12 protein-coding genes and 1 pseudogene are annotated in these 12,773 nt (G+C 40.3%); 8 read left to right on the top strand and 5 right to left on the bottom strand.

Going from position 1 to position 12,773, the window contains the following annotated elements; genetic code table 11:
- The first annotated feature begins 140 nt into the window (after nt 1-140).
- A complete protein-coding gene (locus EO132_RS10555; protein ID WP_127137812.1) occupies nt 141-728 on the top strand; it encodes a hypothetical protein in 588 nt (195 codons plus the stop codon).
- A 37-nt stretch (nt 729-765) separates the two neighbouring features.
- Here the strand turns inward: EO132_RS10555 and carB are convergent, their stop codons facing one another.
- Nucleotides 766-3,618 (bottom strand): carbamoyl-phosphate synthase large subunit, encoded by a 2,853-nt coding sequence (gene carB / locus EO132_RS10550; RefSeq protein WP_127137811.1) that lies wholly within the window; start codon nt 3,616-3,618, stop codon nt 766-768.
- Nucleotides 3,619-3,713: 95 nt separating this feature from the next.
- Nucleotides 3,714-3,872, bottom strand: coding sequence for a 50S ribosomal protein L34 (gene rpmH, locus EO132_RS10545; RefSeq protein WP_072882462.1), 159 nt, complete (start codon nt 3,870-3,872; stop codon nt 3,714-3,716).
- A gap of 169 nt (nt 3,873-4,041) precedes the next feature.
- Here rpmH and EO132_RS10540 point away from each other — a divergent pair, with 169 nt between their 5' ends.
- The 6 genes and pseudogenes from EO132_RS10540 (at nt 4,042) to EO132_RS10520 (ending at nt 8,996) form a co-directional block, all read left to right on the top strand.
- On the top strand, nt 4,042-4,557 hold the full coding sequence (locus EO132_RS10540; RefSeq protein WP_127137810.1) for a DUF2892 domain-containing protein: 516 nt from the start codon (nt 4,042-4,044) through the stop codon (nt 4,555-4,557).
- A gap of 241 nt (nt 4,558-4,798) precedes the next feature.
- Entirely contained in the window at nt 4,799-5,992 is a 1,194-nt protein-coding gene (locus tag EO132_RS10535; protein ID WP_127137809.1) for a metallophosphoesterase, read from the top strand.
- A 341-nt stretch (nt 5,993-6,333) separates the two neighbouring features.
- Nucleotides 6,334-6,705: pseudogene (locus EO132_RS19760) on the top strand (DUF4369 domain-containing protein); the annotation flags it as partial.
- A 15-nt stretch (nt 6,706-6,720) separates the two neighbouring features.
- Nucleotides 6,721-7,413 carry a TlpA family protein disulfide reductase gene (locus EO132_RS10530; RefSeq protein WP_235856434.1) on the top strand — a complete coding sequence of 231 codons (693 nt, stop codon included), beginning with the start codon at nt 6,721-6,723 and terminating at the stop codon, nt 7,411-7,413.
- 80 nt (nt 7,414-7,493) lie between these two features.
- Entirely contained in the window at nt 7,494-8,153 is a 660-nt protein-coding gene (locus EO132_RS10525; RefSeq protein WP_127137807.1) for a peptidoglycan DD-metalloendopeptidase family protein, read from the top strand.
- A 222-nt stretch (nt 8,154-8,375) separates the two neighbouring features.
- On the top strand, nt 8,376-8,996 hold the full coding sequence (locus tag EO132_RS10520) for a hypothetical protein (protein ID WP_127137806.1): 621 nt from the start codon (nt 8,376-8,378) through the stop codon (nt 8,994-8,996).
- Nucleotides 8,997-9,062: 66 nt separating this feature from the next.
- Here the strand turns inward: EO132_RS10520 and EO132_RS10515 are convergent, their stop codons facing one another.
- The gene (locus EO132_RS10515; protein ID WP_127137805.1) at nt 9,063-10,031 is read right to left on the bottom strand and encodes a lytic transglycosylase domain-containing protein; all 969 of its coding nucleotides are present in this window, start codon (nt 10,029-10,031) and stop codon (nt 9,063-9,065) included.
- A gap of 49 nt (nt 10,032-10,080) precedes the next feature.
- Nucleotides 10,081-10,743, bottom strand: coding sequence for an alpha/beta hydrolase (locus EO132_RS10510; RefSeq protein ID WP_127137804.1), 663 nt, complete (start codon nt 10,741-10,743; stop codon nt 10,081-10,083).
- A 160-nt stretch (nt 10,744-10,903) separates the two neighbouring features.
- Here EO132_RS10510 and EO132_RS10505 point away from each other — a divergent pair, with 160 nt between their 5' ends.
- Nucleotides 10,904-11,197: a GNAT family N-acetyltransferase gene (locus tag EO132_RS10505; RefSeq protein ID WP_127137803.1), complete on the top strand. Its 294-nt coding sequence runs from the start codon at nt 10,904-10,906 to the stop codon at nt 11,195-11,197.
- A 51-nt stretch (nt 11,198-11,248) separates the two neighbouring features.
- Here the strand turns inward: EO132_RS10505 and mtaB are convergent, their stop codons facing one another.
- Nucleotides 11,249-12,577 (bottom strand): tRNA (N(6)-L-threonylcarbamoyladenosine(37)-C(2))-methylthiotransferase MtaB, encoded by a 1,329-nt coding sequence (gene mtaB, locus EO132_RS10500; RefSeq protein WP_127137802.1) that lies wholly within the window; start codon nt 12,575-12,577, stop codon nt 11,249-11,251.
- Between the last annotated feature and the right edge of the window lie 196 nt (nt 12,578-12,773).

Here is a 12,773-nt window from a genome sequence, read left to right as displayed (position 1 = left end):
GCTGTTTTTCTTGATGAAAATTTCGTAATGGTCCCATTAAATTCCATTTCATGCAAAATTGATTTTTCAAAAAATAGCGGAATTGGCTCTGAAAAATTAATATTTTATCTTAGTTGTACTTGAAAAACAAAGGCTTCTATATGAAAAATCGTCCTGCCATTATCTTTTTGGCTTTGCTAATGCCATTATCTTCCTGTATCGACAGCTCTAGGAAAAAGAAGGATATCGACTTAGAGGCCGATGCTCTTCATACGGTTTCCATTGACGGGGATTACTCCATAAGCGTTCCAAAATTCATGAATGGCACCACTGGATTGAACGAAGAAGCATCACTGCAATATCAAAGTATACGTCGTGAAGCCTATGTTATTGTAATTGATGAACCCAAAAAAGGGTTTGAGGATGTCTATAGGGATTTGGAACAATACGATGATCATCTTTCCGTAATACAGAATTACAGGGACGCTAGACTGAAAATACTCTCAAGAACCACGGAAATCAATGGAAAATCCGAACCGGAATCCATCAAAATACATGGTTTGGATGCTGAATTTCTAGAGTTGGATGCGAAGGTAAATGGCCTGGACAATGAAATCTCCTATTTTTTGACCTTTGTTGATGGTCGTGAAAAGGTGTATATGATCATGTGCTGGACCTTGAAAAATCAAAAAGAGGAACATGAAAAAACCTTTAAAACGATTGCCGAATCTTTTGAACTGATTGATTAGGAAACCGCCTTAAAGGTTTGTGTATATTTGGTTTAGCTTACTTGCTCAAGTACATTTTTCGTCTCGAGTATAAGTTATAAAACTCATCATCTTTCAAGCTTTCGATAAACAGGATGCTCTCCCCTGTACTTTTCATTTCCGGCCCTAGGTTTTTATTCACGTTAGGGAACTTATTGAAAGAGAACACAGGCTGTTTGATCGCATAACCATCCAAGTGTGGGTTAAAGTCAAAATCCTTGATCTTTTTATCGCCCAGCATTACTTTGGTTGCGTAGTTCACATAAGGTTCCTTGTATGCTTTCGCTATAAACGGAACCGTACGGGACGCCCTCGGGTTGGCCTCGATGATGTACACGATATCATCTTTCACGGCAAACTGGATGTTGATCAAACCTACGGTATTGAGTGCCAAAGCAATTTTTTTGGTGTGATCCTTTATCTGTTGCAGTACAAATTCACCCAAGTTGAACGGCGGCAATGTCGCATTGGAATCCCCTGAGTGGATTCCACAGGGCTCAATGTGCTCCATAATTCCAATGATGTAGACATCTTCCCCATCACAAATGGCATCTGCCTCGGCTTCGATGGCTCCATCCAAGTAATGATCCAACAGCAATTTGTTGTTCGGTATCTTTCGGAGCAAATCCACCACATGGGCTTCCAACTCCTCTTTGTTGATGACGATTTTCATTCCCTGTCCACCTAATACGTAGGATGGTCTTACCAACAAGGGAAACTTCAGTTCTTCGGCCAAATCCAAGGCTTCGTCAGCTGTTTCGGCCACACCGAATCTTGGGTAAGGAATGTCGTTGTCTTTCAACAAAGTTGAAAAACTTCCCCTATCCTCGGCCAAATCCAAGGATTGGAAACTGGTACCGATAATATTGATTCCGTACTTATCCAGTTTTTCGGCAAGCTTCAATGCGGTTTGTCCTCCCAACTGTACAATTACGCCTTCAGGTTTTTCGTGAAGGATAATGTCGTAAATATGCTCCCAGAATACGGGCTCAAAGTAAAGTTTGTCAGCCGTATCAAAATCCGTGGAAACCGTTTCTGGATTACAGTTGATCATGATGGTTTCGTAACCACATTCCGCAGCGGCCAGAACGCCGTGCACACAGCAGTAATCAAACTCAATCCCCTGCCCTATTCGGTTAGGTCCAGAACCAAGTACTACTACTTTTTTCTTATCCGTCACCTCACTGTCGTTGGCTACGTAGCGCTTCCCATCGGCTGTTTCTATTTCTTCTTCAAAAGTGGAATAGTAGTATGGGGTAACTGCTTTAAACTCGGCGGCACAGGTATCCACCAGTTTGTATACCCGGTTGATGTTCAAATCCATACGCTTGCTATGCACTTCGCTCTCCCAACAATCCAACATATGGGCAATCTGTCTATCTGCGAAACCTTTCTGTTTGGCTTCGAGCAACAATGCCTTTGGCAAGCTTTCTATGGTGTATTTTGATATTTCCATCTCCAAGAAGTGTAATTCCTCATATTGTTTAAGGAACCACATATCTATCTTGGTGATCTCGTGGATGCGTTTTAATGGAATTCCCAGCTGAATGGCATCGTAAATCACGAATACCCTGTCCCAACTCGGTACTCTCAATTTATCAATAATGGTTTCGTAGTCTTTGTACCCCTTACCATCGGCCCCCAATCCATTACGTTTGATTTCGAGGGATTGTGTGGCCTTGTGCAAGGCTTCTTGGAACGATCGTCCGATACCCATCACTTCCCCTACGGACTTCATTTGAAGACCAAGGGTTCTGTCGGAGCCTTCGAATTTATCAAAGTTCCAACGGGGTATTTTTACGATAACGTAGTCCAAAGTTGGTTCGAACAAGGCTGATGTGGACTTGGTAATCTGGTTGTCCAACTCATCCAAGGTATAGCCAATCGCCAATTTAGCAGCGATTTTTGCAATTGGGTACCCAGTAGCTTTGGATGCCAAAGCGGAAGATCGGGAAACCCTTGGGTTGATCTCAATCGCGATAATATCTTCTTTTTCATCCGGGCTTACAGCAAACTGAACGTTACATCCACCTGCGAAGTCCCCTATGCTGCGCATCATGTGAATGGCCATGTCCCTCATTCGCTGGAACGTTCTGTCAGACAAGGTCATTGCAGGTGCTACGGTAATGGAATCCCCAGTGTGGATACCCATTGGGTCCATATTCTCTATGGTACAGATGATGACTACGTTGTCATTTTTGTCACGTAGCAGCTCCAACTCGTATTCTTTCCAACCCATTAAGGCTTTGTCGATCATGACCTCGTGAATTGGGGATACTTCCAAACCATGGCTCAACATATCGTCAAACTCTGCTGGATCGTGAACAATGGCCGCTCCTGCTCCACCGAGTGTAAAGGAAGCTCTGATCACCAAGGGAAACCCAAACTCCTGGGCAATTTCCTTTCCTTTTAAGAAAGATGTTGCTGAAGCCTGCGGCGGCATTCCTATTCCGATTTTGAGCATCAATTCCCTAAACTTCTCACGGTCTTCGGTAATGTTGATGGCATCGATGTCCACCCCTATGATCTCCACTCCAAAATCTTCCCAGATACCTTTTTCATCGGCTTCAATACAAAGGTTCAATGCTGTTTGTCCCCCCATTGTTGGCAATACGGCATCTATATTTGGGTGCTTTTGTAGTATCTCTATGATTGACTTCGTCGTCAAAGGTTTAAGATAAACGTGGTCTGCCATGGCAGGATCCGTCATAATGGTGGCGGGATTGCTGTTTATCAAAATGGTTTCGATACCATCTTCCCGTAGAGAGCGAAGCGCTTGGGAACCGGAATAATCGAACTCACATGCCTGACCGATGATAATCGGACCAGAACCAATAATCAAAATGGAATTTAAATCTTTTCTTTTGGGCATTTTCTATAGGGGTTTCTCGGTTATCTGCTTATATGTCAAAAAAAAGGTGTTACCTAGAAAAGTAACACCTTTAATTTAAATAATAAATACTATCATTATTTTTTATGTCTTGGCTCAGAGGAAACAGTTAATCTTTTTCTTCCTTTGGCTCTTCTTCTCGCAAGAACTTTTCTACCATTGGCAGTCGCCATGCGCTCCCTAAAACCATGCTTGTTTCTTCTCTTCCTTTTGGATGGTTGATACGTTCTTTTCATTTCCGAACTGTTTTATGGATTTTGTTGATGGGAAATTAATCTTCCCTAAAAAATTCTGGGCGCAAATATACGAAGACTTTTTACTTTGGCAAGCCCAAACTTAAAATATTTAATTAAGTTTTTAGTACTTTTGCCAGCGCTTAACTAAAGGTAAAAATCACTAGACAATATGTTCAATAAAAATATCAAGCTCGTCATTGCCGTTCTTATCATTGCTTATGCCGTTTACCAGTTTGTGGAAGGCAACATTGGCAACGGAATCGCATTGATCTTGCTCTCCCTAGTATTCATCTTTCTTTATTTCAGAAATGAGTTTATCCTTTTGGCCTTTCTTAAAATGAGAAAGCAGGATTTGGATGGAGTACAAGCGTGGCTTGATAAAATAAAGAACCCGGAGTCCGCTTTGATCAAAAAACAAGTGGGTTACTACAACTACTTGCACGGTATCATCTACTCACAAAAAAACTTGACCCAAGCCGAGAAGTACTTTAAAAAGGCATTGAAATACGGTTTGACCATGGATTATGATGTGGCCATGGCCAAATTGAGCTTGGCTGGCATTGCTATGCAAAAGCGCAGAAAGCGTGAAGCCACCCAATTGTTGAGCGAGGCCAAGAAGTTGGACAAGAACAACATGCTTACCGACCAAATCAAGATGATGCAGCAGCAGATGAAGAAGATTTAGTCATTCTTCTCTTTTCTAACCTTCTTTCCGTTTTCATGCGTTAAACCATCAAACTGAATTTGGTTTTGAGCAATGGCAAACGGTGTTCGTCCCAATCATCAACATTGCCTCTCTACGCTAAACTCAGATCGGGATGGGCAAATGCCACATATAAAACGATTTACATCATGTAGTCTTGGCTCATTTAAAAGCCTGTAACAAAGGCTAAAATGAATCGTCCTAATCGAAACAGCCCAATACCATGAAGCAGTTATTTCGATTAGTCAAAGTTCTTTTTTCCATCTACGTAGTGTATTTATTAATTGGTCTAGGGCTGGGCTATTTTGGTATCATCAATAGTATTCCGTTAGCTCCCGGGTGGAAAATAAAAACACCAAACTACGCAAAGGAACAAACACAGGTAGATTTTGAGCAACCCATTGTGTATTATGAAAATGACAGCTTAAAGACACTGTTTATTGAAGAGCATCAAGGTGCTCTCCGCAAGCGGAATACATCGCACCATTTAAAAGAAACCGTTTCCGTACGAATCAACTATGAAGAAATAAATTTCGAAGTACCCATAATTCGGGCCCATTCCATTGAAACGGATGTTTATCCGTTGCCAAATAAAGCCATCTGTGTTTCCGATATTGAGGGAAACTTCGATGGTTTTATCCGATTCCTTAAGGGAAACAAAGTTATCAATGACAACTTGGAGTGGTCGTATGGAAAAGGACACTTGGTTTTGCTTGGAGATTATTTTGATAGAGGTAAATATGTAAATGAATGTTTGTGGTTAATTTATAAACTTGAGCAAGAGGCGGAACGTGTTGGCGGAAAGGTACACTTTATATTGGGCAACCACGAAACAATGAATATAATCGGGGCATATGACCATAGTCTATTTAAGTATGTGAACGGAAAGTTCTTTGCAAATGCAACGTTTATGGATTTTGAATATGAAAATTGGTATTCAAAACAAACCGAACTGGGAAGATGGTTGCGCACTAAAAACTCCATCGAAAAAATGGGCGGTCTTGTTCTGGTTCACGGAGGTATAAGTCCTGATTTGGTAAAAAGTGGTCTGACATTAGAGCAAATCAATTCAGGGATACGAAAAGGGTTGGATAAAAATCCAAAAGAGCATTCCGAAACAGAAGCCCTACTATTAAGAAACAATGGTCCATTGTGGTACCGGGGGTTAGCAAAAGAAGAAATTACCAATGAGCAAATTGACACGGTACTAGCTTATTTCAATAGTAGCAAAATCATCATTGGGCACACCGTTTTCAACCAGATAAAAACCCTATATGGAAGTAAAGTGATTGATATTGATGTAAACCATTCAGAAAATAGAGAGATACTTGGTCTCCTTATAGAGGATAATACACTTTATGAAATAAATGACAATGGCAATATGCGAAAGTTAACTTCCTACAATAGCGTTAATTAAAAAGGTATAATCTCTGAATCTCGAATATAGCCTTTTACCATTGAAGAAATCAAAAAATTAGGCACGGCAGCATGCCTACCGACCAAATTAAGATGATTCAGGTGCAGATGAAGAGGATTTAAGTTACCTAAGCTTTATATTTCCACTATTCCTGTTTCATTTAGGCAGAAAATCATCAATCCTGATGCTACCTTTGTCAATTCCATGGACTTTTTGTTAAAATTCTATAACTTAAGCAGTCGTAAGAAATTCTTAATCTGATAAGTAGAAATAATTTTTCTGTATGGGATGAATTCATTAAAAATGAATTATGTCATATTGGATTTTGAAATACAATTAAGATGACTGGAAAAAAAACTTGCTACTCTATTCTAATTCTTTTTACACTTTTCTCGTGTGTGGAAAAAAAGCAGAATAATGAATATACAATCAATGGAAAAGTCAATGGATACCAAAATGACTATATCTACTTAAAAATTGACAATTCCGTTGACAGTGTTTTAGTGAAGGACTCAACTTTTGTTTTTAAAGGAGCGGTCACAGAGCCAAGGAACGCATCCTTATACCCAGAAAATCCAAATTCCAAAGCACCAATGGGTTACTCTGGATTTATAATAGAAAATAACCCCATTAGCATTCATCTCACTTTCGATAACTTCGAATATAAAGGGTGGATTTTACCGAAATTAACTATGGACAGTATCAAGGGTTCAACCAACCAAAAAATATTGGAAGATTTTGACCTGAGAATGAAAAACACCTTTGACAAAGAAAAAAACGACGGTGTACGAGAGAAAATCCTTTTTGAAAACCTAACGGAATTGATTGAGAACAACCCAAAATCCTTTGTAAGTGGGGAACAATTAGCCTCAAAAGCGAATTTTTATGGCTACTTAAGTAGTTCACAATTGGAAACCCTCTATCGAAAATTAGATACAAGCTATCAAAACAAAGATGATTTAAAATACATTACAAACATTATTGAAAGACGTAAGATATTGGATATTGGAAAAATTCCTCCAAAAATAATTCTTCCAGATGAAGAAGGGGAGTTGGTCGATAGCAGTACACTTAAAGGTAAGTTTCTTTTGCTGGAATTTTGGGCTTCATGGTGTGGGCCCTGTAGAAAAACCAACCCTGAATTAAGAAAGCTATATAACTCATACACTCGTAAGGATTTTGAAATTTTAGGGGTATCACAAGATGAAAAACTAAGTGATTGGAAAACTGCAATTAAAAAGGATAGCCTTAAATGGATTCATGTCATTGACTCATTGAATACTATCGGTAAAGAATACAAATTGACAACGATTCCATTTAATGTCCTTTTGGACAAGGAAAGAAGAGTGATAGCTCGCGACTTAAAGCCAAGTAAGCTTAAGGATGTATTGGAATCAAAATTGAACAAAAACACGTTATAGACAACATAGCACCATCTTTTTCTTTGTCTGTTGCATACCTAATTTTGCACAACTTTATTTTTTCACACTACCTTTGATTCATGTATTACCCGCTATGCCTCAATGGTGCCGATATCCTCCCCTTATTTGGTGATTTCCTAAAAGGAGTACCCTACATCTTTGATTTTTCATCCAATAATCCAAAAAACCTTGAATACAACCTCTTTGATTTCGAAGAATTCAATACCAGGATTTTTGATGAGTTGGAGGCCTCTAACAAACAATGGGGTATTGGGAGATATTTGGAAGAGCGGAAAAGTCTACTACGAGCTTACCCAAATATTATCGAAGAACAACGATATTACCACCTAGGCCTGGATATTATCGTACCATATAACACCCCAATGTATGCTCCCTTGGATGCCGAAGTTTATAAAACGGGAAAAGAAACTGCGATTGGCAATTACGGAGGATACATCATCCTAAAGCATGACATCAATGGAGTGGTTTTTTACTCCCTATACGGACATTTGAAAACGCCGCACTTGGTCAATGTTGGGGACAAGGTCAAAGCTGGCCAAAAATTCGCACACATAGGACAAGAAAGTGATAGCGGCGGCTGGTTTTGTCATGTACACCTACAAATCCTGACCCAAGCAGCGATTGATGCAGGTTATGCAGATTGGGGATATATTTCGCCGGAATTACTGCCAAAGGTGGAAACGTATTTTCCTTCGCCTTACTTTTTGTTCAAATACTAAAAAAGAAAATGTTTACTTATCATAGTCCCCTCACGATAAATACCTCTTATTCCGAAATTGGACCGTATACCTTATTAGTATAAACTCATGTAAAGTCCATATCCGTCAATTGATATGGGGCATTGGTCAATTGCTGCTTTTTTTGTCTGTTTTCTTATTTCTTCGCCACTCATGTCGAATTTCCAATCGATGAGCCAAACCAAACTATTATTAAATTAGCATATGAAATTCTTTAAAACTCCTTCTCTTTTCATTATCATTTTATGCTTGACTGGATGTGCATCTGGCTATAGAATGATTCAACCAAAAACAATCAATTACATTTCCAAAAACGAAGTTGATGGACTGACCCTTCAATACAGATATGAATTATTGGACAAGAAATATGAGAAAAAAGAGGAGAGAAAAGGAGTCAAATTGGTTGCCATTAAAATTACCAACAACTCGGACAGAGATGTAACATTTGGCAAAGACGTGACGTTAGCGTTCGAAAATGACCGCATTGTTTACGTGATGGAAAATGAAAAAGTCTTTAAAACCTTAAAACAAAGTCCCGCTTCGTACCTGTGGTATTTACTTTTGACCCCATTAAACCTTTACACCACAAAAACCAATTCATATGGCGTACCTGAACAAACAAGCTCCACTCCTATCGGTATGGTTCTGGGTCCCGGCATCGCCGGAGGAAACATGATAGCGGCTGGCTCAGCCAACAAAAAATTCAAAACTGAGTTATTGGAATACAATATCAACGGTACAGTCATTAAAAAGGGAGAAACCAAATACGGCCTCATTGGCATAAGAAGTGATTCCTTTGACGCATTACGACTCAGAGTTCAATAACCCAACAAATGTAAGTCGGATTAGCAGCTGGGAACAATTCCATGTACATCAAACTGATGGCAAAACCTATTTCCCCATACTTCCCACTCGGTAATACCCTTTGTTCGGGATTTCAATAGTGTATTTTTTACGGGAAGCATTGTTCAAATGCGGTTCGCGCAACCAAGGGTTGTGTCGTTTCAACACCTTGTAGTTGATTTCGTAAAGTTCTGCAAAATCAGCCCAGTTGGTCACAGCCGTATCCACTTCAACGGTAAAGGTGGGCACTTTTTTGTACATATCTTCTTCTTCCAACTGGAAACCGTACTTATCACGATTGGATAGAATTTCCTTGATGGCCAAAATACGGAACACGTAGCGACCTGTCTCCTGCCCCAACAACAAGTCGTAGTAATCATCCACTTGCTGAATGTCCATGTATTTTTGAACACCTGCAGGACCTGCATTATAGGCGGCAGCGGTCAAGGTCCAGCTTCCAAAGCGGTCTTTCCACTTGTTCAGGTAATCACAGGCAACTTGGGTCGCTTTTTCCACATGGTAGCGTTCATCCACATTATCGTTTACCTCAAGACCGTATTCTCTACCTGTTCCTCGCATAATCTGCCAAAAACCTGTCGCTCCAGCCGGGGAAACCACATTTTGCAAACCACTCTCAGCTACGGCCAAGTATTTAAAATCATCCGGGATACCATTCTTTTTAAGAATGGGCTCGATGATTGGGAAGTATTTGTTGGCCCTTTTCATCAACAAAAGGGCATTGGATTGCCAATAGGTGTTCACCAAAAACTCACGATCCACTCGCTCCATGATCTCCGGGTCATCTTGCGGAACGGACTCACCTGCAAAATTGAGATCCTCTGGAATTTCTATGGCACTGATTTGATAGGTATCCGCCACATTCTTGTCCGAAGTTTCAGTATCGGATTCCTTAATCACAGGTTTTTCTTCCACTTCATTCGACTGCACGGCAAAAATCAGCGTGCTCACTACAGCTATCAATCCTATTACAGCGAGTATGTTTTTTATGTGTTTCATAGCAATTCTTTTATTTGAGTATTGTAAAGATACTATTATATAGACGAAATTATTCCAAAATAATTGTGGGCAGATGCTCATTGAACCATCGGGCCCGATGTATGATCATGGTATGAGTACCGTTTTTTACCGTGATGCAGTCCTCAATATTAACTATTGGGAAAACAGCATCCCGCTCTCCTTGAATATGCACCACATTGTCTGCTGGAGCCTCCTGGTCCCAATTCACGATCTGGTCTATGGACCAATCGATATAATACTTATCGCGGACGGACAAATACTTTTCATATAAATACAAGCGCTTGGTCACCGTCTCGCCAAAGGCATATTTTGCCAGTAATTCCACATTGTTTACCAAACCTGTGGGCAATAGTTTGTGGACTTTGGTGTACTTGGCAAAAATCATTCTTTTGGGCAGCTCGTGTTTGCTTTTGACCGATGATACCACAATAACCTTTTTGACCGGGATGATTTTAGCCATCTCCTGTACCAACATCCCACCAAATGAAACCCCAAGTAATACAGGGTCTGGATGTTCAATCTTTTCGCACATTTTTTGAGCATATGCAATGAGGCTCATCCCCTTTTCTGGCACAAACCACTCCAATGTATGGGTAATAAACTGGTCTTTAGGAAGTTTTATCCCTTCAAAAATTGAAGCGTTGGCAGCCATTCCCGGCATAAGGTAAACATGGATTTTATTATCGGACATATTGCACCAAATATCGATAAGGACTAGGAAATTAGCAATATTTTGACTAATTTTGTATCCCTTTTGCAGCTAACCCCGCTTATGAATACAATTTTTCAATCAGGGGAACAATAAAATACCTATTCAGGGTATTTACGAGTCGTTAAAAAACAAGTACTATATGACAACATTGGAAATCACTGACAATAGTTTCTTGCGTCAATTTGAAACTACAGTCAATGGGCATTTAGCCAAAATTGAGTACTCTTCACAGGAGCGCAAAGTATTTTTGACCAAACTGGTTATTCCAGAAGAAATTACAAAAGAGGGTTTTAAAGAGGATTTTATCAAAGCGGTTTTAAATGAAATCCAGGAAAACAACCTTAGAGTTGTTCCTACAAGCCCACAAATTGCTGGTTTTTTGAGAAAAAACAGGCAATACAAGGAAATGTTACCAGTTGGTATCCGTATCTGATCTAACCAATCATCAGAAAAGCATTCAAGCCTCCTTGACCGGGAGGTTTTTTTATGCCATAATTTCGTTGGAAACAAATTCAAACCGCACCAGACCATCCGCATCAATGTCGGCAAGCTCCACTTGGTGCAAAGTGTTCACCAAAGATGGGTCCCAAGGTGCTTTCACTTTTACGTAGTTCTCCGTAAATCCGTGGATATAGCCTTTTTTATTCTCGCCTTCGAATAAAACAGTGCGCACGCTGCCCAATTGACTCTCATAGAAAGCCCTTCGCTTTTTGGCTGAAAGCCCACGAAGCATTTTGCTTCGTTTACTGCGTACTTTTTTAGGGACGACTTCATCCATCTCCGCTGCCACTGTGTTATCCCTCTCGGAATAAGTGAATACGTGCAGATAGGAAATATCCAATTCGTTCAGGAAATGATAGGTCTCCAAGAAGTGTTCATCGGTCTCTCCAGGGAAACCCACAATTACATCCACCCCGATACAGGCGTGGGGCATGGTTTCTTTGATACGTTTTACCCTATCCACATACAAATTGGACAGATAACGGCGACGCATCTTCTTTAAGATATCATCACTACCGCTTTGCAAAGGCACGTGAAAATGGGGCACAAAAGAATTGCTCTGGGCCACAAAATCTATGGTCTCATTCTTGAGCAAATTAGGCTCAATGGAAGAGATACGAAGTCGGTGGATACCATCAATGGTATCCAAAGCCTTTACCAAATCCAAAAAGGTGTGTTCGTGCTTTTTATTGCCAAACTCGCCTTTGCCATAATCTCCTATATTGACACCTGTAAGTACAATCTCTTTGATGTCTTGAGAAGCAATTTCCTTGGCATTCTTTAGCACATTGCCCAAGGTGTCACTACGTGAAATACCCCTTGCCAATGGAATGGTACAGTAAGTGCATTTATAGTCACATCCATCTTGAACCTTTAAAAAAGCTCGGGTACGGTCTCCAATGGCGTAACTGCCCACATAGAAATCCGCATCCTCAATTTCACAGGAATGCACCTCTCCCCTATCATTTTTGGTCAAATCGTTCAAGTAATCAGTAATCTTGAACTTTTCCGTTGCACCAAGCACCAAATCCACTCCATCCACCTCGGCCAATTCTTCAGGTTTTAATTGTGCGTAGCAACCCACTGCGGCGACAAATGCATCTGGATTGGCTTTTTGGGCCTGTTTTACGATGGTTTTAAAACGTTTATCAGCGTTCTCCGTGACCGAACAGGTATTGATCACATACACATCAGCCTCTTCCGAAAAGTCCACACGCTCAAACTCCTCCTTCTCAAAACCTCTGGCAATCGTAGAAGTTTCTGAGAAATTGAGTTTACAGCCCAGTGTGTAAAATGCGACTTTTTTATTCATATACCTGCCTTGCGTTTTAGGGCCGCAAAGATAGTGATTTGTTGGGAGTTATCGTAAGTATTGACGTTGGATGGTAAAGAACTAGTTGATTGGGCGCGATGGCTTAAAGTTAACGGAACGAGGTCAGCGTACGATTGTCAACCGATCATAGGTTATTGATATTGAGACCACAACAACCATTATCCAGAAATACCGT

Origin of the sequence: Flagellimonas oceanensis, from assembly GCF_003992595.1 — a bacterium.
Taxonomy (GTDB): Bacteria; Bacteroidota; Bacteroidia; order Flavobacteriales; family Flavobacteriaceae; genus Flagellimonas; species Flagellimonas oceanensis.
Note: the sequence above shows the minus strand (reverse complement) of the source record. Positions and strands in the feature narration are given on the sequence as shown.